General features: G+C 72.6%; 26 protein-coding genes. 10 read left to right on the top strand and 16 right to left on the bottom strand.

The features are described from left to right. Positions 1-15: 15 nt before the first annotated feature. On the top strand, positions 16-804 hold the full coding sequence (locus OG568_RS25475; RefSeq protein ID WP_329533248.1) for a L,D-transpeptidase: 789 nt from the start codon (positions 16-18) through the stop codon (positions 802-804). Here OG568_RS25475 and OG568_RS25470 read toward each other — a convergent pair. Beyond that, positions 735-1601 carry an alpha/beta fold hydrolase gene (locus OG568_RS25470; RefSeq protein WP_329533247.1) on the bottom strand — a complete coding sequence of 289 codons (867 nt, stop codon included), beginning with the start codon at positions 1599-1601 and terminating at the stop codon, positions 735-737. The genes OG568_RS25475 and OG568_RS25470 overlap by 70 nt on opposite strands. A 63-nt stretch (positions 1602-1664) precedes the next feature. Here OG568_RS25470 and OG568_RS25465 point away from each other — a divergent pair, with 63 nt between their 5' ends. Next, the gene (locus tag OG568_RS25465; protein ID WP_329533246.1) at positions 1665-2138 is read left to right on the top strand and encodes a MarR family winged helix-turn-helix transcriptional regulator; all 474 of its coding nucleotides are present in this window, start codon (positions 1665-1667) and stop codon (positions 2136-2138) included. A 40-nt stretch (positions 2139-2178) separates the two neighbouring features. Here the strand turns inward: OG568_RS25465 and OG568_RS25460 are convergent, their stop codons facing one another. Then, on the bottom strand, positions 2179-3477 hold the full coding sequence (locus tag OG568_RS25460; protein WP_329533245.1) for a hypothetical protein: 1299 nt from the start codon (positions 3475-3477) through the stop codon (positions 2179-2181). 391 nt (positions 3478-3868) lie between these two features. Here OG568_RS25460 and OG568_RS25455 point away from each other — a divergent pair, with 391 nt between their 5' ends. Together OG568_RS25455 and OG568_RS25450 are read left to right on the top strand one after the other, a co-directional pair. Beyond that, positions 3869-4072 carry a cold-shock protein gene (locus OG568_RS25455; protein WP_010986199.1) on the top strand — a complete coding sequence of 68 codons (204 nt, stop codon included), beginning with the start codon at positions 3869-3871 and terminating at the stop codon, positions 4070-4072. 244 nt (positions 4073-4316) lie between these two features. Then, entirely contained in the window at positions 4317-4595 is a 279-nt protein-coding gene (locus OG568_RS25450) for an SCO5918 family protein (RefSeq protein WP_329533244.1), read from the top strand. Between the two features lie 62 nt (positions 4596-4657). Here OG568_RS25450 and OG568_RS25445 read toward each other — a convergent pair whose 3' ends face one another. The 3 genes from OG568_RS25445 to OG568_RS25435 form a co-directional block, all read right to left on the bottom strand. Then, complete coding sequence (locus OG568_RS25445) at positions 4658-5509, bottom strand: hypothetical protein (protein ID WP_329533243.1); 852 nt, start codon at positions 5507-5509, stop codon at positions 4658-4660. An 85-nt stretch (positions 5510-5594) separates the two neighbouring features. Then, the gene (locus tag OG568_RS25440; protein ID WP_266432316.1) at positions 5595-6017 is read right to left on the bottom strand and encodes an ATP-binding protein; all 423 of its coding nucleotides are present in this window, start codon (positions 6015-6017) and stop codon (positions 5595-5597) included. 196 nt (positions 6018-6213) lie between these two features. Continuing rightward, entirely contained in the window at positions 6214-6675 is a 462-nt protein-coding gene (locus tag OG568_RS25435) for a cupin domain-containing protein (protein ID WP_266584072.1), read from the bottom strand. Between the two features lie 69 nt (positions 6676-6744). Between OG568_RS25435 and OG568_RS25430 the strand changes: the two genes are divergently transcribed. Then, positions 6745-7755, top strand: coding sequence for an FkbM family methyltransferase (locus OG568_RS25430; RefSeq protein WP_266584074.1), 1011 nt, complete (start codon positions 6745-6747; stop codon positions 7753-7755). Between the two features lie 33 nt (positions 7756-7788). Here OG568_RS25430 and OG568_RS25425 read toward each other — a convergent pair whose 3' ends face one another. The 3 genes from OG568_RS25425 to modA are packed head-to-tail and all read right to left on the bottom strand — an operon-like array spanning position 7789 to position 10570. Further along, positions 7789-8874 carry an ABC transporter ATP-binding protein gene (locus OG568_RS25425; protein ID WP_329533242.1) on the bottom strand — a complete coding sequence of 362 codons (1086 nt, stop codon included), beginning with the start codon at positions 8872-8874 and terminating at the stop codon, positions 7789-7791. After that, on the bottom strand, positions 8871-9737 hold the full coding sequence (modB, locus tag OG568_RS25420) for a molybdate ABC transporter permease subunit (protein ID WP_329533241.1): 867 nt from the start codon (positions 9735-9737) through the stop codon (positions 8871-8873). Before modB ends, OG568_RS25425 begins: the two co-directional genes overlap by 4 nt. Next, positions 9734-10570 carry a molybdate ABC transporter substrate-binding protein gene (modA, locus tag OG568_RS25415; protein ID WP_329533240.1) on the bottom strand — a complete coding sequence of 279 codons (837 nt, stop codon included), beginning with the start codon at positions 10568-10570 and terminating at the stop codon, positions 9734-9736. The genes modB and modA overlap by 4 nt, the downstream gene beginning before the upstream one ends. Positions 10571-10745: 175 nt before the next feature. Between modA and OG568_RS25410 the strand changes: the two genes are divergently transcribed. From OG568_RS25410 to OG568_RS25400, 3 genes are all read left to right on the top strand, one after another. After that, the gene (locus OG568_RS25410; RefSeq protein ID WP_329533239.1) at positions 10746-11222 is read left to right on the top strand and encodes a molybdopterin-dependent oxidoreductase; all 477 of its coding nucleotides are present in this window, start codon (positions 10746-10748) and stop codon (positions 11220-11222) included. Between the two features lie 63 nt (positions 11223-11285). Beyond that, positions 11286-12218: a LysR family transcriptional regulator gene (locus OG568_RS25405; protein ID WP_329533238.1), complete on the top strand. Its 933-nt coding sequence runs from the start codon at positions 11286-11288 to the stop codon at positions 12216-12218. A 135-nt stretch (positions 12219-12353) separates the two neighbouring features. After that, the gene (locus OG568_RS25400; RefSeq protein ID WP_329533237.1) at positions 12354-13514 is read left to right on the top strand and encodes an NAD-dependent formate dehydrogenase; all 1161 of its coding nucleotides are present in this window, start codon (positions 12354-12356) and stop codon (positions 13512-13514) included. A 67-nt stretch (positions 13515-13581) separates the two neighbouring features. Here the strand turns inward: OG568_RS25400 and OG568_RS25395 are convergent, their stop codons facing one another. The 5 genes from OG568_RS25395 to OG568_RS25375 form a co-directional block, all read right to left on the bottom strand. After that, positions 13582-13977: a TOBE domain-containing protein gene (locus OG568_RS25395; RefSeq protein ID WP_266584086.1), complete on the bottom strand. Its 396-nt coding sequence runs from the start codon at positions 13975-13977 to the stop codon at positions 13582-13584. Positions 13978-14032: 55 nt separating this feature from the next. After that, a complete protein-coding gene (locus OG568_RS25390) occupies positions 14033-14452 on the bottom strand; it encodes an XRE family transcriptional regulator (protein ID WP_266432294.1) in 420 nt (139 codons plus the stop codon). Positions 14453-14808: 356 nt separating this feature from the next. Beyond that, positions 14809-15528 carry an RES domain-containing protein gene (locus OG568_RS25385; protein WP_329536449.1) on the bottom strand — a complete coding sequence of 240 codons (720 nt, stop codon included), beginning with the start codon at positions 15526-15528 and terminating at the stop codon, positions 14809-14811. Between the two features lie 258 nt (positions 15529-15786). Continuing rightward, positions 15787-18180: a WD40 repeat domain-containing protein gene (locus OG568_RS25380; protein ID WP_329533236.1), complete on the bottom strand. Its 2394-nt coding sequence runs from the start codon at positions 18178-18180 to the stop codon at positions 15787-15789. Further along, positions 18177-20252, bottom strand: coding sequence for an ATP-binding protein (locus OG568_RS25375; RefSeq protein WP_329533235.1), 2076 nt, complete (start codon positions 20250-20252; stop codon positions 18177-18179). The genes OG568_RS25380 and OG568_RS25375 overlap by 4 nt, the downstream gene beginning before the upstream one ends. 106 nt (positions 20253-20358) lie before the next feature. Here OG568_RS25375 and OG568_RS25370 point away from each other — a divergent pair, with 106 nt between their 5' ends. Both OG568_RS25370 and OG568_RS25365 read left to right on the top strand, forming a co-directional pair. Next, positions 20359-21849 (top strand): lipase/acyltransferase domain-containing protein, encoded by a 1491-nt coding sequence (locus tag OG568_RS25370; RefSeq protein WP_443077766.1) that lies wholly within the window; start codon positions 20359-20361, stop codon positions 21847-21849. A 108-nt stretch (positions 21850-21957) separates the two neighbouring features. Further along, positions 21958-23505 (top strand): serine/threonine-protein kinase, encoded by a 1548-nt coding sequence (locus tag OG568_RS25365; RefSeq protein ID WP_329533234.1) that lies wholly within the window; start codon positions 21958-21960, stop codon positions 23503-23505. Positions 23506-23540: 35 nt separating this feature from the next. On the opposite strand, the gene OG568_RS25360 is transcribed toward OG568_RS25365, so the two are convergent. The 3 genes from OG568_RS25360 to OG568_RS25350 form a co-directional block, all read right to left on the bottom strand. Then, positions 23541-24077 carry a universal stress protein gene (locus OG568_RS25360; RefSeq protein ID WP_266432283.1) on the bottom strand — a complete coding sequence of 179 codons (537 nt, stop codon included), beginning with the start codon at positions 24075-24077 and terminating at the stop codon, positions 23541-23543. Between the two features lie 243 nt (positions 24078-24320). Further along, a complete protein-coding gene (locus tag OG568_RS25355) occupies positions 24321-24755 on the bottom strand; it encodes a hypothetical protein (RefSeq protein ID WP_329533233.1) in 435 nt (144 codons plus the stop codon). A gap of 68 nt (positions 24756-24823) precedes the next feature. Next, entirely contained in the window at positions 24824-25396 is a 573-nt protein-coding gene (locus tag OG568_RS25350) for a SigE family RNA polymerase sigma factor (RefSeq protein ID WP_443077765.1), read from the bottom strand. Positions 25397-25456: the final 60 nt, after the last annotated feature.

Raw genomic sequence — 25456 nt, 5'->3', positions numbered from 1 at the left:
AGAGGGAGGACGACCGTGTCCGATGAACTCGCCTCCGGCCTACGCGAGTTGGCCCAGGACGCCGAGACACCCCCGTCGCTGTCCGGCGCCGAGATCCGGCTGCGGGCCGTACGCCGCAGGCGTTTTCGACGGACCGCCGTGACCGTCGCCGGTGCCTGCGCCGCCGCGAGCCTGGCCCTGGTCGTGGCCCTGAACCTCACCGGCGGCGACCGCGAGGACCGCCCCTCCCCGGCCGCGAGCCCCACCGCCCCGCCCAGCACGCCCGCCCCGACCCGCACCCCCGCCGGGCCCGTCGCCACCGTCGACCTCGCGCGGCGCGTGCTGACGGTCGCGGGCCGCGAACTGCCGATCTCCTCCGGTTCCGTCCGCTACCCCACGGCGACGGGACGGATGACGGTCGTCACGAAGGAGGAGATGAAGGCGGAGCCCATGTTCTCGGGCAAGTACGTGGAGAAGGTGGCCTGGGCGATCGGTCTGCGCGCCGCCGACGGCACGACGAACGTCATCGGAGCCCTCACGAGCGACGAGAAGGCCCCCGGGAACTACGACGTCACGAGCGGCTGGATCGGCCTGCGTCGCGAGGACGCGCAGTGGCTGTACGAGCAGTTGGCGCCGGGTGCGGCGATCGAGATCGAGGGCGCGTCGGCCACCCCGACCGCGACGGGCCTGGATCCGTCGGAGAGCGACGGCTCGGTCCTGCCGGGCGGCGTCGGTGGCACGGAGGCCTCGCCCGGTCAGACCGTCGGCACGCCCGAGCCGTCGGTGTCCGTAGCGCCGTCCGTGGCGGCCGTACCGGCCGGGTAGGTGTCGTCGAGGTAGGCGTCGAACGCGGCGAAGGTCCTGGCGGGCTGCTCGATGTGGGGCAGATGACCGGCCTCGGGCACGGTGACGAACCGCGCGTCGGCGAACGCCGCCGCGAAGGCCCGCCCGTACGCGGGCGTCACGATGCGGTCGCTCTCCCCCCACAGCACGAGGGCCGGGACCTGGACGCGCCCGAGGCGGTTCAGCAGCTTCGGGTCGTGCATGTACGGGTCCCCGCACAGCGTCCGCATGGTCACCATGTTGGCCTTCTGGGCCGTGATCTGGTCCTCGGTGAGGGTCGCGGGGTTCACGCCGAAGCGGGCCGGGTCGTGGAAGGAGTACGTGCTGATCTCCCCCGGGCCGAGGGCGAAGACGTCGCGGACCGGCTCGCCGGGCACGTCCACCCCGGCGGAGTTGACGAGCACGAGGCCGGTGATGCGGTCGCCGTCGTCGCGGACGGCCATCTCGGCGGCGGTCCAGCCGCCGAGCGAGGAGCCGACGACGAGGACGTCGCGGTGGCCCTCGTCCTTGAGCCACTGCAGATAGGCGAGGGCGAGGTCGTCCACGCCGGTGAACCAGTCGGGCCGCTCGGCCCCGTTCCAGCCCGGGTGTGTCGGCAGGACGACCCGCATCCGCTCGGAGAGGTGCGCGGCGATGGACCGCACGGTGGCAGGCCCGCCACCCCCGTGCAGAACGAGCGCGATCCGGCCGTCGGCCGGGCCGCTCTCGGTGAGGGCGAGGGGGAGGTCGGGGCGGATGTGGGCGGTGCGTGTCACGGTGCGTGCTTCGGTGTCGGCCATGCGCCAGACTGTATCTACGCATACGTATATACGCAAGCGTAGATACGGGATTAGAATCGAGGCATGACGGTGGAACAGGGGAACGTGGAGCGGGAGCGCGTGGACCGCGAGGGTCCGGTCGACCTCGAAGTGCTGGGGCGGGCGGTGAAGGAGGCGCAGTACCGGCACCACCGGGCGCTCGACACCCGGCTCGCGAAAGTCGGTACGACCCTCGCCCAGTGGGACGCGCTGCGCGCCATCGCGCGGTCGCCCGGCGCCTCCGCGCACGAACTGGCGCTGGCGACCTTCCAGGGCGACCAGTCCTTCGGCACGCTCGCGAGCCGGCTCGCCGCCCAGCACCTCGTCGAACGCCGGCCCGGCCGCGGACGCCGGATCGAGCACCACCTCACCGAGGCGGGCGAACGGATCCTGGAGGCGGGCGGTGAGGTCGCGCGCGAGGTGCTCGGCGCGTCCTTCGCCCCGCTGGACGAGGAGGAACGGGCCACACTGCTGGCCTTGTTGCGCCGGATGGGAGTCCGCGGAGACGCGCTTTCCTAGGGACTGTCCGACGGACCGAGTCCGGTGCCCGTCCCCGGGTTCAGTCCTCTTGGGCGGTGTCGGCGGTGTCGGCGGTGTCGGTGAGGCCGGCGGTGTCGGTTCTGTCGGTTCTGTCGGTGAGGGTTTCGGCCGGAGTGTCGGTAGGGGGTTGGGCGGGCGTGTAGGTCGGCGGGTCGGTAGGAGGCTTGGCGGGCCTGTAGGTCGGAGTGTCGGTAGGGGGTTGGGCGGGCCTGTAGGTCGGCGGGGCGGTACGGGGCTGGGCGGGCCTGTAGGTCGGCGGGGCGGTACGGGGCCGGGCGGGCCTGTAGGTCGGCGGGGCGGTACGGGGCTGGGCGGGCCTGTAGGTCGGCGGGGCGGTACGGGGCCGGGCGGTCCTGTAGGTCGGTGGGTCGGCTGGGGTCTGGACGGGCCTGTAGGCCGGCGGGTCGGTAGGGGTCTGGACGGGCGTGTCGGTAGGGGTCTGGACGGGCGTGTCGGTGGGCGTCTGGACCGGCGTGTCGGTAGGGGTCTGGGCGGGCGTGTCGGTGGGAATGTCGGCCGGCACGGTGGTCGGGGGCCGGCCCGCCAGGACGTTCTGGAGGCGTTGCGTGCCGAGTTGGACGGCCTGCAGGGTGGAGTCCTGCGCCGCCCCACCGAGCCCGCCGTTGGTGAGGGAGACCGCCCGGTCACCGACCCGCACGGCGGCGAAGTCCAGCGTCAGCATCGACCCCCCGCCGGGAGCGTCACGGCTGTCGGCCGACGGCTGACCGCTCATCGTCAGTCGAAGACCCTCCCGCGCGTCACCCACCCCGGGCAACACCGCGGGCACGACCGTCACGTTGAGCCGCCCGCCCCGCACGTCCGTGGACGTGAACTGCGCGCACTTCGCGGGCAGCGTCCGCAACCAGGCCAGCTTGGCGTCCACTTCCGAAGGGGCGGCGTACGCGGCGACCTGGTACCGCAGTTGGGCCGCGTTGTCGATCGCGTCGAGGCCCACGACGGCCCGGGGTCCCTTCGGCTCGCCCAACAGGTCCTCGGCGTACAGGCCGTCGAGCAGTCGCTGACAGTCCGGTGCGTCCGTCCTGCCCTTGAGGAGCCCGTCGCGCCAGGTCGCCCCGCCCTGCGTGGCGGACCAGCGACCGCCCAGCTCGCCCTGGGTGATCAGCGCGGCCGAGGCCTGGGCGGCGGTGAGGGACGGGGCGACGGAGGAGGCGGGGGGTATGACGGACGGAGCGTCCGCCTGCCTCTTGATGCCGTGCCACGAGCACGCGGACGCCGATATGAGGACGCCCGCGGTCAGGGCGCGGACGAGGAGACGGTACGGGCCGTTCGGGCCGTTCGGGCCGTTCGGAACCTTCATGGCGGAGGCCTCCTGGGGGGCGGACGCGCGGGTGTCGCTCTCACGCCACCACCGGGGCGGGCGGCCCACCAGCGCACCGGGCCGTCCGGGTGAGCGGCCGGGCCCCGAGGGAAATATCTGTCATGGCCGGGATAGAAAATGGGCCGCCGTCCGGGCGGTTTTTTTATTCCCTGGGGTGGGGTGAGATAGTGCGCCGCCCTCCGGGAGCCGCACGTGCTAGTGTCGATATCAGTTGCAGTTGTGGTTCCCAAAGTCTTGGAGCGCACTTTCCGGTCCGTACCGGTCGGTCGCTTCTGAATTATCCGGGAGTTTTTCCGGATGGGGCAATCATTGCGGCGACGCGGACCCGCACAGTGTGGGTCCTCGAGCTTTGCCCCGAAGGAGATTTGACATGGCTACTGGCACCGTGAAGTGGTTCAACGCGGAAAAGGGCTTCGGCTTCATCGAGCAGGACGGCGGCGGCGCCGACGTCTTCGCCCACTACTCGAACATCGCCACCCAGGGCTTCCGTGAGCTCCAGGAAGGCCAGAAGGTGACCTTCGACGTCACGCAGGGCCAGAAGGGCCCGCAGGCGGAGAACATCGTCCCCGCCTAGTCCGGGACCCGCTGACGCCTGACTTCTGAGTCGGCCGACGCTTACAGGTGGCCGGGACCTGCACCACGAGGTGCGGGCCCCGGCCACCTGCTTTTTTCTTCCTTCCGGTTCGGCCCCGGTTCAGCCCCGGTCGTTCCTGGTTGTTCCGGATTGAATTTCCGGCGAATTTTCTGGCCGTCGTGCCCACTTTCCGGTCTGCTGTGCCCACCTTCCGGCGCCGTGAAACTTCACCCGCGGAGACACCATGCGTTGTGTGATCGCCCGTTTCCCCTTCGACCTCATCAAGAGCGAGGTCGAGCACTCGATGGCGGACGTCGAGCCCGAACCCGTCACCAGCGCGTCCGTGGTCATCGGCCCGCACACCTACCCCGTGAAGCAGGTCGGGGAGGTCATCACCAAGCAGGACCGTCGTGACTTCACCGAGGTCGAGGTGGCTCGCGCCCTCACCCGTCTGGGCTTCGTCTGCCGCCCGGCCGCCACCCCGGCCCGCGCCGCCGTTCCCAGCTGGGCCGAGACCGCGTAACACCCCGTTCGGCCCAGCATTCACGCCTTTTTCTCCGGCCCGCGCAGTCGAGGAAAGTCCCCTCAGCCTTTCATCCACGGGGCGCCGGGGACACCCGTCCGTACCCTCGCCGCCACGAAGTCCACCGTCGCGTAGCGGCCCGGGGACATCCGGTCGGTGACGCGGCGGAGGTTGCCGTCGGTGTCGATCCAGTAGGTGAGGGCGGAGGTGTCGGCGGGGGTCGCGGAGGCGCTCGGGCGGGGGCCGGCGAAAACGCCGTAACCGTGGCCGTCCAGGCGTTCGTCACGCAGCCACAACGGCCCCGAACGGGCGAGGAGTTGCGCGTCCGCGGGGCGGTCGGCGGCCACCGACAGCACCAGACGCAGGGCTCGGTCCAAGGGCGCCGTGGAGTAGGGGCGGCGGGTCCACTCCCCGCGCTTGAGGGTGGCGGCCCTGCGGACGGCCTGCGCGGCCGTCGTCACGATGTCCGGGGCGGGCGGCCTGGCAGTCGCTCGGCCGGGCTCCGCGCCGGGCGCGGCAGCCGGGGGGCGGGCCACGGCGATGCCCTCCGAATCCCAGGCGAGCAGGCCCTGCAAGGTCCGGGTGCCGTCGGCGATCTCGTACGCGCCCACCGCCCGGTGCACATGGTGGTCGACCACCCCGCGCACCGTGATCGTCCCGTCCCCCGTCTCCGCCGCGGGCAGCCGCACCGTCACCTCCGAGGGACTCGCCTCGTACGCGCGCAAGCGGGCCAGTGCCATGCGCTGGGCCTCGTCCGCCGAGACCGGGTGCGGGGGTGCCTCTCCGCTGCCGGAGAGCAGGAGCAGGAGGGCGGTCAGGGTGCCCGCCAGCGCCGTCGTGGCCGCGACCGCCGGCACCCAGATCTTCTTGTGCGGCTTGTGCGGCAGATGAGGCTTGTGAGGAGAGAAGCGCATGCTTGTCTCTACCTGCGAGCGGGCCCTCCACCGGTCGACTCCGCTGGACAGCCCGCCCCGTGTCACCCTCCCGGGTGAGGCGGGGTCACACCGCCAGGATCGCTCGGACCGTCTTGCCGCCGATGCCCGTGTCGACGACTTCCAGACGGTGGGCGAGGTGCTGGACCATCGCGAGGCCGCGGCCGCTTTCGGCGTCGGAGTCCACCAGGCCCACCCGGGGGCGGCCGGGGCTGTCGTCGTGAACCTCGACGGTCACCTCGCCGCCGTGTCCCAACTGCAGCCGCAGCCGACAGCCGGTGCGGCCGTGCCGGACGGCGTTGGCGACGAGCTCCGACGCGATGAGCGTGGCGTCGTCGACCTGGTCGGCGGTCGGCGCCGCCGTCCGCGGACGCGGACGGGTCAGGAACGCCGAGGTCAACCGACGGGCCCTGCCTGCTGAAACGGCCGCGCGCGGCAGCGTGTACTCCACGCGGGCGGTCAGTCGGGCGGCGCGCTGCTGCGCACGCATGACAACCTCACTTCCCCTCCCAGGACAACCGGTACCCGGCGGCCGGACCCCCGCCGACCGGGCCCCGCGCGAAACGGTGCGCGGCCCTGCCCCCGGGTGATGCCCGCCCCCGGCGATCGGCAACCAGCGGCGGAGGTCACAAAGCCGCCAAGGATGTACAGAGTTGGTGGTGGTTCACGGCAGGGTTGCCGTCGGTTCACGGCCCGTTGCCGAGGAGGCGGAAGTCCGCGTAGTCGAAGCCGGGGGCCACCACGCAGCTGACCAGGACCTCTTGATCGCCGGCCGGGCGGGCGGACTGCCAGACGTGGCCGGGGACCAGGCCCTGCGGGCGTTCGCCGCTTTCCAGCGCGGGGCCCAGACGCAGGACCGTCGGCTCCCCGTCCGGGGCTTCGCCGTCGCCGCCGAGGAGGAGGTCGAGGGGGCCGCCGCGGTGCCACAGCCACAGTTCGTCGGAGCGGACCGTGTGCCAGGCGCTGGTCTCCCCGGGGGACAGGAGGAAGTAGATGGCGGTGGCGGCGGCCCGGGGACCCGGGTAGCCGTCGGGGTGGAAGTCCCGCGCCGCCCGCCACGTCTCCACGAACCAGCCGCCCTCGGGATGCCTTCGCATACCCAGTGCGGCGGCCGTCGCCGGCTTCTCCGGATCGGTGCTCGTGTTCACTTGCCGTCCTTCCGCTCGAAAGTTCTCCGACCACTCCCGTGTCTCACAGGAGTCTGAAAGGGTGTGGGGATGCCGACCCTTTACAGAAGAATGCTCGGTCTGCTGCCCCGGATCGGGGTGCGGGTTCTTGATCTCGGTTCGGGTGCGGCGGTGGTCTACCGGCGCGGCAAACGCACCCGTGTCCCCGTGGGGCGCGCCGCCGATCTGATCGCTCGCGGCAGTGGAGAGTACGTGGTTACGCCGGTGGGCGCGGAGGCGAAGGCGGACATGTGGGTGGTCGCCCGGGAGCCTTCGTCGCCCGGTGACGTCTGGGGCAGCGTCTCCTTCGGTGAGTCCGGTGGACGGCTGCTGGTCGACGAGACGGCCTCGGCGGCCGACGAACGCCGTTTCCAGCTTGCCACCGCCGAGTATCTGTGTACCCAGCACGTTACTGCCCTGTTGGAGAAGTACCAGGTCAACTGCGTGTTCGATGTGGGCGCCAACTCCGGCCAGTACGGGCGGCGGCTGCGCAAGCTCGGCTACACCGGCCGGATCGTCTCCTTCGAGCCCACCAAGGACGCCTTCGAGAAGCTGGAGCGCGCCGCCAAGAAGGACGACGACTGGTGGGTGTACAACGTCGGGCTCGGCCGTGAGGACTCCGCGCAGTCCATCCACGTGGGCTGGAACACCATGAACTCCCTGCTCCCGCCCAGCGACTACGGCAAGGACCGCTACCTCAGGTTCGCGAAGACCAACACCGAGGAGATCGAGATCCGGCGCCTCGACGGGATGCTGGAGAAGGCGCTCGACGGCATCGACGACCCCCGGCCGTATCTGAAGATGGACACCCAGGGCTACGACCTGGAGGTGTTCGCGGGGGCCGGGGAGCGGATCGCGGACTTCGTGGGCATGCAGTCGGAGGTCGCGGCCCTGCGGCTCTACGAGGGCAGCCCCAGGATGAGCGAGTCGATCGCCACGTACGAGGGCAGCGGGTTCGAGATCTCGGGCATGTACCCGGTGACGCGTGAGGAGAGCACCGGCCGGGTCGTCGAGTTCGACTGCGTGATGGTCCGCGCGGAGGCCGTACCCAAGGCGGAGTGACCGGGAGGAGTGACCCCTTCTGGTCACTCCTCGTCAGGCCGGATACGCGTGCGTCTGGGCGGCCTTCACCGTCGCCCAGACCGGCGCCCCGGTGTGCAGGTCGAGCTCGGCCGCGGCGACCGTCGTCAGGTCCGCGGCGAGCGCGAGCTCACCGGTGAGGTCCGCGCGGATCTGGTCGCCGTGCGTCTCCAGGCCCGCGACCTCGCATTGCCACAGGTTGCGCGCGCTGGAGCGGGTCGGGCGCTCGCGGTACAGCGTGACGGCGCCGGGCGGGAACGCCACGAAGACGGGACCGGCCAGGTCCTCGGTCGTGGTGATCGCCGGACCCTCGTCCAGTCGTACGGTGTGGCCCTCGGCCGCGCCCCGGTAGAGGTTGAGGCCGACGAGCTGGGCGATGTAGTCCGTGCGCGGGTGGCGGGCGATGTCCGACGGCGTGCCCTCCTGGACCACCCGGCCGTGCTCGACGACGACCAGCCGGTCGGCGAGCACCATCGCGTCCAGCGGATCGTGCGTCACGAGGACGGCGACGGCCTCGAAGTCGCTGAGATGGCGCCGGAGTTGGGAGCGCACGTCGAGGCGGGTGCGGGCGTCCAGCGCGGCGAGCGGCTCGTCCAGCAGGAGCAGCCGGGGGTGGGTGGCCAGCGCGCGGGCGAGTGCGACGCGCTGGGCCTGTCCGCCGGACAGCCGGCGCGGTTTGGCGGCCGCGTGCTCGGCCAGCCCCATCCGCTCCAGCCACCGCGCCGCCTGCTCCCGCGCCGCCGCCTTCGGCACGCCCTGGCAGCGCGGTCCGAACGCCACGTTGTCCAGGGCGGACAGGTGCGGGAAGAGCAGATAGTCCTGGAAGACGACGCCGACCGGGCGTGCCTCGGGCGGCGTGCGCCCCAGGTCGGCGCCGTCCAGTCGGATCCGCCCGCCGTCGGACAACGGTGTGAGCCCCGCCAGCGCCCGCAGCGCGGTGCTCTTGCCCGCCCCGTTCGGCCCGAGCAGCGCGACGACGTCACCGGGCGCGGCGGCCAGGGCGATGTGGAGACGGAAGGCGTCGCGGTGGACGACCAGGTGGGCGTCGAGGCCTTTGTCGGAGGCGGGCGGCTTGCCCGGGGGGAGCGTCGGGTCCGTCATGACGGCGCCGCCGTCCAGCGGTCCCTGAGGCCCGCCAGGACCGCGATCGACACCGCCAGCAGGACCAGGCTCAGGGCGATCGCGGCGGCCGGGTCGTTCTGGAGGGCCAGGTAGACGGCGAGCGGCATGGTCTGGGTGCGGCCGGGGAAGTTGCCCGCGAAGGTGATCGTCGCCCCGAACTCGCCCAGCGCCCGCGCCCACGCCAGTACGGCACCCGCGGCGATCCCGGGCGCGATCAACGGCAGGGTGACCCGCCGGAACGCGGTGAACCGGGAGGCGCCGAGCGTCGCGGCGGCCTCCTCGTAGCGCGGATCGGCCGCCCGGAGCGTGCCCTCCACGCTGATGACCAGGAACGGCATCGCCACGAACGCCTCCGCGACCACGACGCCCGCCGTGGTGAACGGCAGCGTGATCCCGAACCACGAGTCCAGCCACTGCCCGACGACGCCGTTGCGCCCGAGCGCCAGCAGCAGTGCCACACCGCCCACCACGGGGGGCAGCACGAGGGGCAGCGTCACCAGGGCCCGTACGAAGCCCCGGCCGGGGAAGTCCGTACGGGCGAGGAGCCAGGCCAGCGGCACGCCCAGCACCAGGCTCACCCCGGTCGCCGCCGTGGCGCAGACCAGGGACAGCTGGAGCGCCTGCCAGACCTCCGTACTGGTCAGCTGGTTCGGGAGGTCCCCCCAGGGGGCCCGTACGAGCAGGGCGATCAGCGGGAGGAGGAGGAAGGCCAGGCCGACCAGGGCGGGGAGGAGGAGGGGGAGCGGGACCCCGGTCGGCCGGCCGCCCGTCCGGACGCGCCGGCGCCGCGGCCCACCGGTGAGGGTGTCGGTCGCGGCGTCGGAGGCGTCCAGCTCGGTCACGGCTGCAGGAACCCCGCGACGGTGAGCACCTTCTGGCCCTCGGCGGACTGCACGAGCGCGATGAACGCCTTCGCCGCCTCCGCGTTGGGCGCGTCCTTGAGCAGGGCGATCGGGTAGTCGTTGATGGCCTTGGCCGACTCGGGGAACTCCACGCCCTCCACCTTGTCACCCGCCGCCTTCACATCGGTCTTGTAGACGACGGCGGCGTCGGCCTCCTTCAGCTCCACCTTCGTCAGGGCGCTCTTGACGTCCTGCTCGTAGGAGACCGGGGTCAGCTTCAGCTTGCTCGCGTCCAGCGCCTTCTGCGCGGCGGCACCGCACGGCACCGTCTTGTCGCAGAGCACGACCTTGAGGCCGGACTTGGTGAGGTCCTTCAGGGAGGCGACCTTGTCGGGGTTGCCCGGCAGGGTCGCGATCTCCAACTGGTTGCGCACGAAGGTCGCGGGCGTGGTCGCGGCGTCCTTCTTGTCCGTCACGATCGCCATCGTCTTGGGGCTGGCCGCGGCGAACACGTCGGCCGGGGCGCCCCCGGTGATGCTGGCGGCGAGCGCGTCGCTGCCGGCGAAGTTGAAGGTGACCTTCGTACCCGGGTTGGCCTTCTCGAACTCCTTGCCCAGGGTCGTGAAGCTCTCCTTGAGCGAGGCGGCGGCGAAGACGGTCACCGTGCCGGAGAGCTTCGGCGAGGAGGAGGCCGAAGTGTCCGACTTCGGGGAGGAGTCGGAGGAGGAGTCGGAGTCGGAGGACGAGCAGGCACTCAGGGCCAGCAGCGCGGCGGCACCCACGCCCGCCACGCGCAGAGTGCGGGTGCGGGTCCGGCGCGCGGATCGGGTCATCACGGGTCTACTCCCTCGGAAGCCTCAGGCATGCTTACGCCGATCATACTTCCGCAGATGCGAGCCGGAAGTCTCCTGTCACATCGCATGAGCTGCACAATCGTTGCCTGTATATACGCATGTGCGTTTGTACGGGACCGCCTCCTGGGTACGGACATGCGGGAGGTGGTGCCCAGTGGGGCAGTCCCTGACTCAGCCGCCCGCTCACTCGCTCGCGTCGGTCACCCTGACCGGAGACCTCGCCCGCCCGGTCCGGCTGACCGTGCCCGACCTGCTGGCCTGGCCCCAGCACCGGACCCGGGTGAGCTTCGAGTGCGCCACCAGCGGCGTACAGCACCACCGCTTCGAGGGGCCCCTGCTGCACGACGTCCTGTACGACGCCGGACCGGGCTTCGACCCCGCCCGCCGCAAGGACCGGCTGCGCTTCCTCATCGCGGTGACCGGGGCGGACGGCCATCACGCGCTCCTCACCTGGGCCGAGATCGACCCGGACTTCGCGCACGCCCCGGTCCTTCTCGCGGTCGGCATCGACGACACCCCGCTGGACCGGGCGGGCCCCCAGCTCGTACTGCCCCAGGACCGCTGCGGCGCCCGGCACATCAGCGGCATCAACACGATCCGGGTGGACGGGCGTTACCCGTCATGGACGTAGTCACCGAGGGCATGGACGTGACGCAGGGGCATCTGCGAGCCTGACCCGCCGGGGAGGTCGCGGATGCTGCTGCGTCAGCTGGAGTACCTGGTCGCGCTGGCCAGGGAGCGGCACTTCGCCCGTGCGGCGGCCGCCTGCTTCGTCTCGCAGCCCTCGCTGTCCGCCGCGATCCGCCGTCTCGAACACGAACTGGACGTGCCGATCGTGCGCCGGGGCAGACGGTACGAGGGGCTGACCCCGGAGGGGGAGGTGGTGCTCGCCTGGGCGCACCGCATCCTCGCCGAGCGCGACGCCCTGCACCAGGAGCTGTCGGCGCTGCGCGGCGGTCTGACCGGCACCCTGCGCCTGGGCATCGTCCCCACCGCGCTGCCCGCCGCCTCCCTCCTCACCACCCCGTTCTGCGAGCGTCACCCGGGGGCCCGCGTCGGCCTGGAGTCCCTGTCGTCGGCCGAGATCACGCAAGGGCTCGCCGAGTTCGAGCTCGACGCGGCGATGACGTATCTCGACGACGAAGAGCTCCGTCACGTACGCCGCTTCCCGCTCTACGAGGAGCGATATGTGCTCCTCACCCCGGTGACCGGCCCGCTCGGCGCGGCCACGACCGCCCGCTGGGCGCACGTGGCCGCCCTGCCCCTGTGCCTGCTGAGCCCCCGGATGCGCAACCGGCGGATCATCGACGAGTGCTTCGCGGCGGACGGTGCGAAGGCGGCCCCGGCGATCGAGTCGGACAGTGTCGCCGGGCTGTACGCGCATCTGCCCGGCGGCCGCTGGTCCAGCGTGATCTCCCATGCCTGGCTGCATATGTTCGGGGTGCCGCGGGGGATGCGGGTGGTGCCGCTGGAGGGGCCCGCGCACGGGCCGAGGGTGGGCCTGGTCGTGGCGCGCGACGATCCCCCGTCCGTGCTCGCGGAGGCGCTGCTGACGGTGGCGCGGGAGGCGGGGGTGAGGGACGCGCTGGACACTCTGCTCCGCACCTATCTGGGCGGGCGCGGCTGACGGCGGGAGTTGATAGCCGCCGTCTATGCGGGCATAGCGAGGTTCGCTTTGACCAGCGCGATCGGCCCCGGGGATCGTGATAACACCGTCCGTTCAACGGAGCCCACGATCAACGGAGTTGAGGAGAGCCGCGTCATGGCCAAGGTGCTCTGCGTGCTGTACGACGACCCGACCGACGGAAACCCCACGACGTACGCCCGGGACGACCTCCCCGTCATCGACCACTACCCCGGCGGCCAGACCGCGCCCACCCCGAAGGCGACCGACTTCACCCCCGGCCACCTCCTCGGCAGTGTGAGCGGCGAACTCGGTCTGCGCCGCTTCCTGGAGGAGCGCGGGCACACCCTGGTCGTCACCTCCGACAAGGACGGTGACGGTTCCGTCTTCGACCGGGAGCTGCCGGACGCCGACGTCGTCATCTCGCAGCCGTTCTGGCCCGCCTATCTGACCCCCGAGCGGATCGCCGCCGCGAAGAACCTCAAGCTGGCGATCACGGCGGGCATCGGCTCCGACCACGTCGACCTGGACGCGGCCATCGCGCGCGGCGTCACCGTCGCCGAGGTGACGTACTGCAACAGCATCAGCGTCGCCGAACACGTGGTGATGATGACGCTCTCCCTCGTCCGTAACTACCTCCCCTCCCACCAGGTCGTCCTGGACGGCGGCTGGAACATCGCGGACTGCGTGGCCCGTTCGTACGACCTGGAGGGCATGCACGTCGGTACGGTCGCCGCCGGACGCATCGGCCTCGCGGTGCTGCGCCGCCTCGCGCCCTTCGACGTGAAGCTGCACTACACGGACCGGCACCGGCTGCCGGCGGAGGTGGAGCGGGAGCTCGGTCTGACCTTCCACGCCACGGCCGCCGAGATGGTTCCGCACTGCGACGTCGTCACCGTCAACGCGCCGCTGCACCCGCAGACGGAGGGCCTGTTCGGCGACGAGCTGCTCGCCACGATGAAGCGCGGCGCCTATCTCATCAACACGGCGCGGGCCCGGATCGTGGACCGCGACGCGGTCGAACGGGCGCTGCGCGGTGGGCGGTTGGCGGGGTACGCGGGTGACGTCTGGTATCCGCAGCCCGCCCCGGCCGACCACCCCTGGCGCAGCATGCCGCACCACGGGATGACCCCGCACATCTCGGGTTCGTCGCTGTCCGCGCAGGCCCGTTACGCGGCGGGCACCCGGGAGATCCTGGAGTCGTGGCTCGACGGGACCCCGATCCGGGACGAGTACCTGATCGTCGACGGGGGTGCGCTGGCGGGGACGGGGGCGCACTCGTACTCCGTCACCGGATGAGCAGGTAATCGCACGGTCGTCGAGGCCGCCGCCCGACGGGCATCGGGCCTGATCCGAAAGGCAGGCCCTATACCCGGTCGATGTGCACGTTCGTTGACTTCACGCGGGCGGTGGCCTCCATGCCGACCTCGAGGCCGAGTTCCTCGACGGCCTCCCGGGTCAGCAGGGAGACCAGCCGGTGTGGTCCGGCCTGGATCTCCACCTGGGCCGCCACGTCGCCGAGCTTGACGGCGGTGACGATGCCCGGGAACGCGTTGCGTACGGAGGTGTAGGAGGCGTCCTCCTCACCGCTGCCGCTCTTGGCGAGCTCGACGGAGAACGCGGCCAGATCCCGCCCGTCGATCAGCCGCCGCCCGCCCTCGTCCCGGTGCGTCGCCACCCGCCCGGCGTCCGCCCACCGCCGTGCGGTGTCCGGGCTCACGCCGAGCAGCCGGGCCGCCTGACCGATGGTGTAGGACTGCATACGCGCCAAGATAGGCGCGAAATCCTTGCATATGCAAGCAAGCTCGTGGGGCGCGTCAGAGATCGCCCTTGACGTACGAGCGGGCCGCCGCCATGACGTCCTTGTGCCGGTCCTCGGCGATGGCCTGCAGCGGTGAGTCGTCCTCCAGCTGCGGATTCATGCCGATCATCCAGGCGCGTGCCGTGTGGCAGTTCTCCTGGAGCTCGATGATCTGGAACACCTGGTAGGCCGCCCGCAGGCGCAGCTCGGAGTCGATTCTCGGGCTGTTCTGGGCGCTGGACCACTTGCCGACCTGCTTCGGGTCCTCGATACCGGCGATGAACGCGGTGAGTTTCTGCCCGAAGTTGTCCTGGAGGAAGCGCGCTATGTCGGCGATCGACTTCTGGACCGTGTTGGCGTGCGCGGTGGTCTCGGTGACCGCGTCGACGGCGCTCCTGGTGACCGTATTGGTCGCGGGCTCTCGCAGTGGCTGCATGATTCCTTGCTTCCTGGCGGTCATGAAACGGGTAAGACGCGGGATGGCGCGAGGGGTGACATACAAGGTGTCAACATGGCGTCTCCTCAGTTGTGTTGAGGGAAGTCTACCCGTCGGAGGGTCTCTCACTCCACCGTTTTCCCCCCTTGAATCCCCTGCGAAATCCCACCTCGAAAGTGGTGTGGGGGACCTGACCAGGGGTTTTCTCTGGTGCCGCCGGTGGGTGCGGGAGGGAGCACCGCTCGATCGGGCGACGCGGGTGCGGCCGAACGCCCGGGGGCGGGCGCCGTTCGGCGGACCCGAAGGCCCCCTCCAGGAGATCCGCGGGCCTCGTTCAGGAGATCCGTGGGTCTCGTTCAGAAGACACGTAGGCCGTACTCCGCCGCGACCGCGCGCAGTTCGGGGGACTCCGGCTGGATGGGGCGCCGCTCGGCCTCGACGAGATCGACGTCGTGGAAGATGGCCCAGCAGGTGCGCCCGCCGTATCCGGAGCGGTAGGCGATGCCCTGGGCCAGCCGGTGGCCGGCGTGGTTGCGCTGGGCGACCGTCCAGGCCGCGATCTGCCGGGCGAGCCTGCGGTCGCGTCCGTGGATGTGCGGGTCGGTGAGCGGGGGTTCGATGTCCCACGCGGCCAGCTCGCCCTGGAGCTCGCGGGCGAGGACGGCCCGGGTGGACTCGGCGTCGACGTCGAGGAACTGGGCGTCCTTGGCGGGTTCGAGCCGGACCAGGATGTGGTCATCGCGCCAGCCCGAGGCCAGGTGGCCGAGCCTCATGTGGCTGGGCCGCTCGTCCCACTCGTCGCCGATGAGCCCGCGCAGCTTGGGATGGACGCGGAAGGGCGCGAGCGCCTCGGCGTAACAGCCGGCCGGATCGCTGGCGCAGTACAGCATTCCGTAGGTGGCGAGGCTGAAGCGGCCCGCGCTGGAGCTCTGGCTGGAGCCTTGGCTGGTCTCGGGGTCGAGCCGGTTGTACTCCTTGGGGTGATCCCTCTTGCCCAGCCGCCACACTCCGCGTTCCGGAGCGGGGACGAGGGACGGTAAGTGGGCTGTGGCCACCGCCGAAGGGCTGTTGTTCATCATGTTCCTCGCTGCTGAGCCGATGGTTCGCGGCCGCTGCCGCGCGGTCCGCACGAGGCGCGCGATCCCTGTGTCCCGCAGGTTCCCGAGCCCGTACGTGCCCCGTGCCCGTATGTTCCGCCGGAACATGCGGGCGATCATTCTCCCGTAGCGGGCGCCCGGGGATGTCCGCTTCCACGCCGTGGCGGGGGCGCGCGAGGGGGCGCTGGGGCACACGGGAGGCGCACGCGCGCGTTCGGCGGCCTGGCGGGCGCCGGATCAGCGGCCCTCCATTCGAACGTCAAACACGCATACGCCGGCGACCCCGGCCGCGAGGAGGACGGGGTGCCGCGGGTGCGGGCCGCCCGGCTGCCGGGCGCCGATCGCGTCGAGGGTGCCGAGCGGGCTGCCGGTCACGATCCGCAGCAGGTGCGAGCCGGTGTCGATGTCCCACAGGTGGATGGTTCCGCCGGGGCCCGTGGCCGCGAGGCACGGGCGGCCGGCCGCGGTCCGGAAGAACGCCAGCGCGGCCACCGGCCCGTCGCCGATGTCCAGCCGCCGTCCGACCGGCTGTCCGGTGTCGGGATCCCAGAGCCGGATCGTGCCGTCCTCCCCGCCGGACGCGACGAGCACGGCACGGTCGGGCTCGTCGACGGGCACGGCGGCGACGGCGTTGACGACCCGCTGCCCGCAGTGGATCGGGGGCCCCGCGGGTCGCAGCGTGGCCGGATCCCAGAGCCGTACGGTCCCGTCGGTGCCCGCGGAGACGATCCGCGGACCTCGTACCGTGTCGAGCACGGCGACGTCCCGGACGCTGAGCAGATGGTCCTCCCGGCGGGCCAGCGCGCGCGTCCGGTCGAGGTCCCAGAGGCGTACGGTGCCGTCCTCGCCCCCGGTGACCAGCAGGGTCCGCCCGTCGTGCGGGAAGGAGGCCATCGACCGCACCGGCAGGCTGTGGCCGAGGAGCCCGGCCAGCCGTGCGGGGGCGGCGTGGGCGCCCCGGTCGAGGGACCACAGCTGAACCCCGGCGTCGCTGTGCGCGGTCACCAGCAGGGGCTCGCCCCGGACGAGCGCCGAGGCGAAGGCGGTCACGGTGGCGTGGCCCGCCGGGAGGACGGCCGAGCGGCCGGTCCCGGTGTCCCACAGCGCCGTACCGGACTCGTCGGCCACCGCGATCAGCGGAGCCCCGGCGGAGGATCCCGGACCGCAGAGCGCGGCCGCGGTGACGGGCCGCCGGACCGCCCGTACGGCGCCGGCGCCCCGGCCACCAGGCTTCCAGCGCCGCAGCGTGTGGTCCGCGCCGGCCGAGACGAGGAGCGGCTGCGGGGTGCCCGGCATCGTGGTCAGGGCCACCGGAGCAGCGGTGTGTCCCTCCAGGGCGCCGCCGATCGCCGCGCCCGTCCGCGCGTCCCAGACCCGCAGGGTGTGGTCGCTGCCGCCGGACGCCACCGCCGCCCGGCCCGCCACGGTCAGGGCGGTGAGGGCGATGGCGGGCCCCGCGGGCGGAGCCGGTGCGACGGCCGTCTCCCGGCCCGTCGAGGCGTCCCGGAAACCGACGTACCCCGAGTCGTCGCAGAGCGCGTACCGCCCCGGCGCCGCGAGGTCCACCAGGGCCCGCACCGCCCCCTCGTGCTCGTGCTCGTGCGCGTACCCGCCGCCCTGCCGCGGATCCCAGACGCGCACCCGCCTGCCCTGGGCCACGGCCAGCGCCATCCCCTCCGTCCCGCCCAGACCGACCCCGCTCAGCAGGGCCGGCGCGGGATCGAGGGAGGGCAGCGGGATGTCGACGGGCCGGAAGGTGGCGGGATCCAGCGCGGCGAGACGGCCGTCGCTGTGGGCGACGAGGACGACCTCCGGGGCGTCCTTCGCCGCGAAGAGCGTGAGGGCGCTGACCCAGGTGCCGGGGCGGTGGACGGGTTCGGCGAGCAGCTGGCCCCGGGTGAGGTGCCAGACGCGCACCGAACCGTCGGTGCCCGCGGAGAGCAGCAGGTCGCCCGGGAGCGGCAGCAGATGCTGGACCGCGCCGCCGTACGTGTGCAGCGGGGCCATCGCCGGTACGCCGTGCGGCTCCCAGGTGCGGATCGTGCCGTGGCTGTCGCCGGTGACCAGCAGGCAGCGGCCGTCGGCGGTCGTGGCGCGGGTCAGCGATTCGAGGCGGGTCTCGGAGACGGCCAGTACGTTGTCCTGCGCAGTCCAGTCGCTCCACAGCGGGGTGACGCGTGAACCGGACACGCGCGCGGCGGACGTGTCGAGCGGAGCGCGGGGGCGGGTCGCCGCGTGATGGGCCAGGTGCAGGCTCGTCAGCCGGGAGTCCGGACCGGCGCCGCCGATGAACGGCTCGATGCGGGCCCACGCCTCCAGCCACTCCTGGCGCCGCGCGGCGCTCGCGGCGCCGCTCTGCCGCAGCAGCGTGCGCACGTTCGCGCTGGACTCCCAGGGCAGCACGGCGAGCGGCACATGGGCGTCGTCGAGGACGTCGCCCCGGGCCGCGTGGTGGGCCAGATGGCGGCTGAGATACGGATGGGGCGGGATCGTCGGGTCGGTGGCGACGAGCCGGGCCAGCGCCTCGGCGATGAGTCGGTGCGCGTCCTTCGTGTCGGCCCACGCCTTCGCGTCGCTCGTGCCGGAGCGGCCCGGACGGGGCGCGCGGTACGGGTTGTCCACGTCGCTCATACGGCGTCGCCCCCGACGCCGGCCAGCAGGTCCTGCCGGGGATCGCGCAGGAGCTCGGCCAGGGCTTCGTGGGCCGGCCGGTACACCAGCCGGTCGTCCTCGTCGTCGTGGGCCAGATATCCGGCGAGTCTGCTCTTCAGCAGGCTCTCGATCATCCGGTCCGGCTCCTCGAGGGGCCGGCCGAGCAGCGCCCCGGCGACCGCCGGCCACACGTCCGACCAGGGGATGCCCGCGCCCAGTGCGAACGCGGCGGCCCGCAGCAGTGCGAGGGCGACCTCCGCGGGCAGCCCCTCGTCCTCGACGAGCGCCAGATCGCGCCGGAGCAGACCGATGGTGCCCGCCTGCAACAGGTCGAGCCAGTCGGGGTTGTCCGCGAGCGCGCCCGGGTCGGACGCGTGGTGCAGCTGCTCGCCGGCCAGCCGGGCGTCCAGGAACGAGGGCCAGACCCGCTTGGCGACGGTCTCGGCCGCCTGCCGGGTGCTGTCGCCGCCGGACGTCTCGGCGCCGACCAGCGCCTGGACGTAGTCCGCGATGTCGCTCTCGCTGTCCGTCTCGTCGGTGCGCAGCACGGACGCCGCGGGGAAGACCTCCCGGAGCGCGCCGAGCAGCCCCGCCTCCGGCCCCGCCGCCCCGGCGGGGGCGGCGCGGTCCGTGTGGGGACGGCTGCTGCGTACGCCGATCAGCAGCCGCAGGGACCGCTGCCGCTCCGCCCTGCGGGGGCCGGGCAGGGCGGGGGTGATGCCGCAGTGGGCGGTCAGCGGGGCGAGGACGTCCCTGACCACGCGGAAGGGTTCGACGGACTCGTCCAGGCCGTCGAGGACGAGCGTGACCGGGTCGCCCGGCTCGTCCAGGTAGGCCAGCAGCTGGGCGCGGCGCAGTTCCACCGGGTCGTTGCTCGGCCCGGCCGGGCGCGGTCGCAGTTCCAGGGCGCGCAGCAGGTCGCCGAGCACGTCGGAGGCGGTGCGGTGGCGGGCCAGCACGGCGGCGGTGACGGAGCCCTCGGGCGGGACGGTCTCGGGTGCGGCCGAGCGCAGCGCGGGGCCGTAGCGCGGGTCGTCGCGGAACAGCGGGTCGCTGAGCGTCACGGCCCGCGCCAGCACGGCCGACTTGCCGCTGCCGGCGGTTCCGGTCAGCAGCAGGACACCGCGGGGACGCCCGAGGAACGCGGTGACCGCGCGGCCCAGCCCTTCGCGACCGCTGAAGTACCAGCCGGGGTCGGTCTCCTGGGGTCGGCCGCTGGCGCGGTCGAGCCAGTGGTCGACCTCGTCGGCCGGGGTGGCGACCTGGCGGCGCGCGGGCCCCACCAGTTCCCGCACCGGCCGGTAGCCGGGGTTCGGCAGACAGGGCGTCAGGGCGGTCTGGCCGCCGCCGTCCAGGACCCGCTTGAGCCGGTGCTTGCGCCGCTCGGTGTCGGTGCCGAGCTCGCTCTCGAACTCCGTCATCAGATGCGCGACGCTCAGCCAGGGCGTGGTGATCTGCGCGGTGGTGCGCAGCCGCTCCAGCACGCGGCGCATCACCGAGGGGAACCGCCGCACCTGGACCAGCTGGTCGTGGGCGCAGGTGGCGACGACGTCCAGGCTGCCGCCGGTGCGCCGGCTCGGCAGGATCTCCTGGTGCAGCTTCTCCAGCTCCTCGGCGATCCCGGCCGCGTAGCAGGTGTTGATGACGACCAGGACGTGCTCGACGCGGGAGTCGAGGGCCGCGGCGACGATCTCGCTGGTGCGGACGGCCGTGGCCAGCTGGCGCCGGGGTTCGGTCCTCGGCAGCTGGAGGAAGTGGGTGCGGGAGGCGCCCAGTTGGCCGTGGCCCGTGATGAAGACGACCAGGGCGCGGCCGCGCGTCTCGCGCACCTCGCTCTCGTGCAGGAAGCGCTCGACGTCGTAGCGCTCGCGCAGCTCCGGCGCGGGGAGGTGCGTGAAGGGCTCCGGTGCTCCCGGGGCGCACCACCAGTCGGACACGACGGAGAGCTGTTCGTCGATGCCGGCGGTGAACTCCGCGTCCCCGTCGTCGTAGTCGCGGACGGCGAGGGTCAACAGCGTGCGCCGCTCGGCGTCCTCGTCCACGGCGTTCACCGGCGCACGGTCCGCCGTGGCCCGCCCCGTATCACCGGCGTCCCCCGGCTCCCCGATCCTGACAAGCCCGCCCGCCCGCCCTCGCATGCTCTCTATTCTTCCCGCCATGACCGAGCCGTCGCAGCCCGATACCGCAGGCCGCCGCCTGGCCGAGCGGCCCTACCGCCTCCCCGGCCTCTCCCCGAACACGACGCAGGACGCCGTCGTCGTCGTTCCCGGCATCATGGGGAGCGAGTTGTACGACACAGAGTCCGGCGACGTCGTCTGGGGCCTCGCGAGCGCCGGATGGCTGCTGAAGGCGTGGACGGCGCCCCGCGGCTTACGCGCCCTGCACCTCACGCCCGACGAACGCGAGGGCCGCCTCGGCCGCATCCGGGCCCGGCGCCTGCTGCGCACCCCCGCCTGGAGCCCCTTCCTGCGCGGCATCGAGCCCTACAACGACCTGGTCGCGACGGTCACCCGGAGCGTGGCCGACCCGGCGGCCGTGCTGCCCTTCGCCTACGACTGGCGGCTGTCCGTCGCCACGAACGCCCGGTTCCTCGCCGAGGCGGCGCGCGAACACCTGGAGCGGTGGCGGCTCCACCCTGCGCACGCGCTCGCCCGGGGGCACCGGGTCGACGAACGGGAGGGGCGGCTCGTCTTCGTCGCGCACTCCATGGGCGGACTGCTCACCCTCGCCGCTCTCACCGACGGCCCCGACGGCGACCTCGCGGCGGACACCCGTGGGGTGCTCACCCTCGGTACGCCCTTCCAGGGGGCGGTGGCCGCCGCCGCGATCCTCAACACCGGGCAGGGCACGCCGGTTCCGCTGCCGCACGGCAGGCTGAGGAGGCTCGCGTACACCATGCCGGGCCTGCACGACCTGCTCCCGACGTTCCCCTGTCTCGACGAGGGCCTGAACATCCGCCGGCTCAGCCCCCCGGACATCGCCGACCTGGGCGGCGACAAGGATCTGGCCGTCGACTCCCAGACCCTGCACGACACCCTGCGCGGGCGGGCACTGCCCGGGCACCGGGCGCTGGTGGGCATCAGCCAGCCGACCCTCCAGTCCCTGACCCTCCGTCAGGGTGTTGTGACCGCCTCCGAGCACTGCTACCGCGAACACAGCGACGGCGAGCTGATGCGCGACGAGACCGGCGCCCCGCGCCGCTTCGACGTGGGCGGCGACGGCACCGTACACAAGGAGTCCGCGTCCCCGGTCCGCGCCACCGTGCCCCTCGCGCTGCAGCACGGTGCGCTGGCCAAGGGGGAGGCCGCGTTGGAGGCGGTGACCTCGTTCCTGGAGGAGGACGAGCACCTCGGGCCCGCGCAGGCCGGGGCACGGGTCGGCCTGGAGGTCCCGGACCTCGTCGCCCCCGGCACGCCCTGGACGGTCCGGGTGCGTGGCGTCGACAGCCCCGCGGGACTTGACCTCGCCGTCGAGGAGGTGGGCGGGGCCGTCACCGGACCCGCCCGGCTGTACGGCGACGACGACCACCTCGCGGCCCGTGTCACCGTGCCCGCGCCCGGCCTCTACCGGGTCACCTTGGACACGGGCGACCCGACCCCGCTGACCCAACTCGTCCTCGCGGCCCCGGACGAGCGCGACGACGGCTGAGATTCCTCCGCAACCTGCGCCGACTATGGTGTCGACACGAATCGAACGCGCAAGGGTTCGAACCCGGTCCGGAGCGGGCGGTCCGGAAAGAACGGCAAGGGGCACGCGGTGGCGGACGAGGGGCGGCTGGTCGCCGGGCGTTATCGGCTGATCGAACAGATCGGCCGGGGCGGCATGGGCACGGTGTGGCGTGCCGAGGACGAGGTCCTCAGCCGCGAGGTCGCGGTCAAACGGCTGCACATCCAGCGGCACCTGACCGACGACGAGCTCGCCACCCTTCACGAACGCACCCGCCGCGAGGCGCGCAGCGCCGCCCGGATCGCCCATCCCCATGTGGTCGTCGTGCACGACGTGGTGGACGACGAGGGGCTGCCCTGCATCGTCATGGAGTACGTGCCCTCCACCACCCTCGCCGGACTGCTCGCGGACGGCGGCGCGGTGTGGCCCACCGAGGCCGCCCGGATCGGCCTCGGCATGGTCGCCGCCCTGCGGGCCGCGCACGCCGCCGGGGTGCTGCACCGTGACGTCAAGCCGGGCAACGTCCTGCTGGGCGCCGACGGCCGCGTCGTCCTCACCGACTTCGGCATCGCCATGGCGACCGGTACCTCGACGCTGACCAAGACCGGCGAGATCATCGGCTCGATCGACTACATCGCGCCCGAGCGGATGCGGGGCAAGAAGCCCGGGCCCGCCGCGGACCTGTGGGCGCTCGGGGCGACCCTCTACCAGTCCGTCGAGGGGCGGCCGCCGTTCCGCAAGGCCACGGCCGTGGAGACGGCGTACGCCATCGCCGTCGACCCGGTCGACCCCATGAAGCAGGCCGGGCCGCTGGAACCCCTCATCGAGGCGCTGCTCGCGAAGGAGCCGGAGGAGCGGCCGTCGGCGGAGGAGGTGGAGCGGGTCCTGAGGGACGTGGTGTCGGGGGTACCGACGCAGCTGACGCCCACGCGCCCCGTACCGGCGCCGATACCGGCATCGGTGCCAGGACCGGCACCGACACCGGCGCAGTCTCCGCTGACCGCGACGACGGTGGCACCGGCGCGGGAAGCGGCACCGCCCCGGGCCCGTGGGCGGCGGCGCGTGGCCGTCTGGGGCGCGCTGGCCGTGGTGGTGGCGGCCGCGACGGTGGCGGGCGGGTGGTCCCTGACCCGGGGAGACAAGAGTGGCGGCACCCACCACAAAGCCGCCGCTTCAGCTTCCGTGCCCCCGGCCGTCCCCGCGGACTACCACCTGGTCACGGAGAAGGAGCTGGGCGTCTCCTTCCCGGTCCCGGACGGCTGGAAGCGCGGCAAGGCGAGCTCCGAACAGGTCACCTACGCCGACGAGACCGGTCTCGCGGGCCTCACGATCGGCATGGTCGAGCCGGCGGGCGCGAACCCCGAGTCGCACTTCACGAACATCGAGGCGAACACCAAGATCAACTACCCCGACTCGTACCGGAAACTGCGCATGCTGCGCACCACGTTCCAGGAGAAGCCCGCCGCCGTGTGGGAGTTCACCTTCAAGGGCCGGGTCCGGGCGTTCCGCGCCATCGACCTGGGCTTCGGGCAGGAGGGCGGCAGGGAGTACGACATCTACCTCTCGGCCCCGGACCTCAAGTGGGACACCTTCCGCCCGGTCTTCGACACGGTCTCGGCGGGCTTCCGGGTCGGCTGAGACCGCACGGCGGGCTGGGACGGCGCAGCGGCAGGTCAGGGCCTGCCGTCCGTCAGTTCGCTGGCGTCGAGCGGCAGGCGCAGGCCGACCCGGCGGCGTACGGAGGCGAGTTCGCGGTGCAGGGGTGAGCGCGGTACGGCCAGCACCGGGCAGGCGGCGTGCGCGAGGCAGTAGCGCGCGACGGACGGGAACAGCACCCGGCGCATCCGGCCGCGCCGCCCGCCGCCGATCACCAGGAGGTCGCCGATCCGGTCGGCGGTCCGCACCAGGGCACGCCCCGGCCGGTCCCACACGACCACCACCCGGCACGGCACCCCGGGTCCGCCGTCGCCGAAGGCCGTGTCGAGCGCGGTGAGCAGCCGGTCGTCCGCCATCTGCCGCAACTCGGCCATCGGCGGCGCGAGCATCGAACTCGGGTGGGCGAGCGCGCCGCGCGGCGGTTCCCACGCCCCCACGGCCAGTAGCACGGCGCCGGTGCGGCGCGCCTCGAACGCGCCCCGGTGCAGCGCCGCCAGACTCCCCGGCGAACCGCTCACCCCCACGACGACCCGCCGCCGCTCTGCCTCGCCCATCGCTCGCTCACCCCTCGGCGTACGTCGACACGGGTATCCGCGTTCCATCGAACGCGGGGGGAGGGCGGCGGGCCAGGGGGTTGGCGTCGACCTGACGCGGTCCCGACCGTTCATGACACTTCGGCACACTCCTCTGTCCTTGGCGGCTTTCGAGCAGTCGCTCGAGAACGAAGCCCGCCCCGGTCGTGGGGGATCTCCGGAGATCCCCCACGACCGGGGCGGGAACGGCAGGGGCGGCTCGGATCAGCCGGCGCAGAGGGTCAGGTTGATCGTGTCGCCGATGGACACGGTCTTCGGGCTGTGCGGGTCGACCGAGTGGACCGAGCCCGGCTTGCCGTTCTTGCCGCAGTCCACCTTGCTGACCGTGCCGAGCTCGAGCCGGCCCTTCAGCAGCAGCTGCTTGGCGAAGTCCAGGTCGAGGCCCGCGAACTCCAGCGGGAACTTGCTGCCCTTCAGCAGCACGTTGGTGGCGTCGTTGCCGGTCGCGGTGGTCGCGGCGGCGGGCTTCGCGGCGTGGGAACCGTTGGTGACGGCGGTGGCCAGGGCGGTGCCGCCGCCGGCCACGATCAGGGCGGCGGCGAGACCCGCGATGGCCGTGACGCGCTTGCGGCGGGTCTTGCGCAGGATGCCGACGGTGTCGACGGACGGCGCGTCGGCGGAGTTCGCGAATTCGTTCATGGCGTTCACCAGTTCCTCTTCGAAGGATGTGTAACCGGTGCGGCTGGAAGGCCGTGCATCGTGTGAAGTCATCGGTTTCCTTCCGTGGGCCGCTGCGGTGAAGGGCCGGAGAGCGCGGGGAACTGGCTTCTCAGCTTCTCGATCCCACGAGCGAGCTGGGACCGTACGGTACTCGCCGAGATCTTCAGATCCGCCGCTATCTCCGCGTCCGACAGATCGTGGAAGTACCGCAGGACCACGACCGTGCGCATACGCATCGGTAACTCCTGAAGAGCGCGAACGAGCTGGTCCCTGCTGTCTATCTGCCCGTACTCGTCCCCCGGAGCGGCCCGGTCGCCGCCGCTGTCGGGGTGCGGGGTCGTGCGGCGGAATCTTCGCCAGCGGTCGTTCGCCAGGTTCACCATGATCCGCCGCACATAGGCGTCGGGGGCGTCCTTGGCGGCGATCGTGCGCCACTTGCGGCAGGTCCGTTCCAGGGTTTCCTGGAGCAGGTCCTCGGCGGCTTCGCGGTTTCCCGTCAAGACGAGGGCGCCACGGAACAGGGCGGCCGACCGGGCGGCGACGAAAGCGGGAAAGTCCATGTCCAGCGACTCGGTCCCGCCGCGCTCGGCGCCCAGCTTCCACTCGGTTGCCAGATCCACACGCTCCTCCCTTCCTGTCACCCCTCCTCGACGGGGAAGGCCCTCCATCTGCTGCACGGC

Source organism: Streptomyces sp. NBC_01450 (genome assembly GCF_036227505.1).
Taxonomy (GTDB): domain Bacteria; phylum Actinomycetota; class Actinomycetes; order Streptomycetales; family Streptomycetaceae; genus Streptomyces.
This window is presented reverse-complemented; position numbering and strand designations above follow the sequence as displayed.

Bases quoted from the DNA above. Each gene is read 5' to 3' on its own strand.
- OG568_RS25470 (WP_329533247.1), bottom strand. From the start codon at position 1,601: ATGGCCGACACCGAAGCACGCACCGTGACACGCACCGCCCACATCCGC.
- OG568_RS25465 (WP_329533246.1), top strand. From the start codon at position 1,665: ATGACGGTGGAACAGGGGAACGTGGAGCGGGAGCGCGTGGACCGCGAG.
- OG568_RS25460 (WP_329533245.1), bottom strand. From the start codon at position 3,477: ATGAAGGTTCCGAACGGCCCGAACGGCCCGAACGGCCCGTACCGTCTC.
- OG568_RS25455 (WP_010986199.1), top strand. From the start codon at position 3,869: ATGGCTACTGGCACCGTGAAGTGGTTCAACGCGGAAAAGGGCTTCGGC.
- OG568_RS25450 (WP_329533244.1), top strand. From the start codon at position 4,317: ATGCGTTGTGTGATCGCCCGTTTCCCCTTCGACCTCATCAAGAGCGAG.
- OG568_RS25445 (WP_329533243.1), bottom strand. From the start codon at position 5,509: ATGCGCTTCTCTCCTCACAAGCCTCATCTGCCGCACAAGCCGCACAAG.
- OG568_RS25440 (WP_266432316.1), bottom strand. From the start codon at position 6,017: ATGCGTGCGCAGCAGCGCGCCGCCCGACTGACCGCCCGCGTGGAGTAC.
- OG568_RS25430 (WP_266584074.1), top strand. From the start codon at position 6,745: ATGCCGACCCTTTACAGAAGAATGCTCGGTCTGCTGCCCCGGATCGGG.
- OG568_RS25425 (WP_329533242.1), bottom strand. From the start codon at position 8,874: ATGACGGACCCGACGCTCCCCCCGGGCAAGCCGCCCGCCTCCGACAAA.
- modA (WP_329533240.1), bottom strand. From the start codon at position 10,570: ATGACCCGATCCGCGCGCCGGACCCGCACCCGCACTCTGCGCGTGGCG.
- OG568_RS25405 (WP_329533238.1), top strand. From the start codon at position 11,286: ATGCTGCTGCGTCAGCTGGAGTACCTGGTCGCGCTGGCCAGGGAGCGG.
- OG568_RS25400 (WP_329533237.1), top strand. From the start codon at position 12,354: ATGGCCAAGGTGCTCTGCGTGCTGTACGACGACCCGACCGACGGAAAC.
- OG568_RS25395 (WP_266584086.1), bottom strand. From the start codon at position 13,977: ATGCAGTCCTACACCATCGGTCAGGCGGCCCGGCTGCTCGGCGTGAGC.
- OG568_RS25390 (WP_266432294.1), bottom strand. From the start codon at position 14,452: ATGCAGCCACTGCGAGAGCCCGCGACCAATACGGTCACCAGGAGCGCC.
- OG568_RS25385 (WP_329536449.1), bottom strand. From the start codon at position 15,528: ATGAACAACAGCCCTTCGGCGGTGGCCACAGCCCACTTACCGTCCCTC.
- OG568_RS25380 (WP_329533236.1), bottom strand. From the start codon at position 18,180: ATGAGCGACGTGGACAACCCGTACCGCGCGCCCCGTCCGGGCCGCTCC.
- OG568_RS25370 (WP_443077766.1), top strand. From the start codon at position 20,359: ATGACCGAGCCGTCGCAGCCCGATACCGCAGGCCGCCGCCTGGCCGAG.
- OG568_RS25360 (WP_266432283.1), bottom strand. From the start codon at position 24,077: ATGGGCGAGGCAGAGCGGCGGCGGGTCGTCGTGGGGGTGAGCGGTTCG.
- OG568_RS25355 (WP_329533233.1), bottom strand. From the start codon at position 24,755: ATGAACGAATTCGCGAACTCCGCCGACGCGCCGTCCGTCGACACCGTC.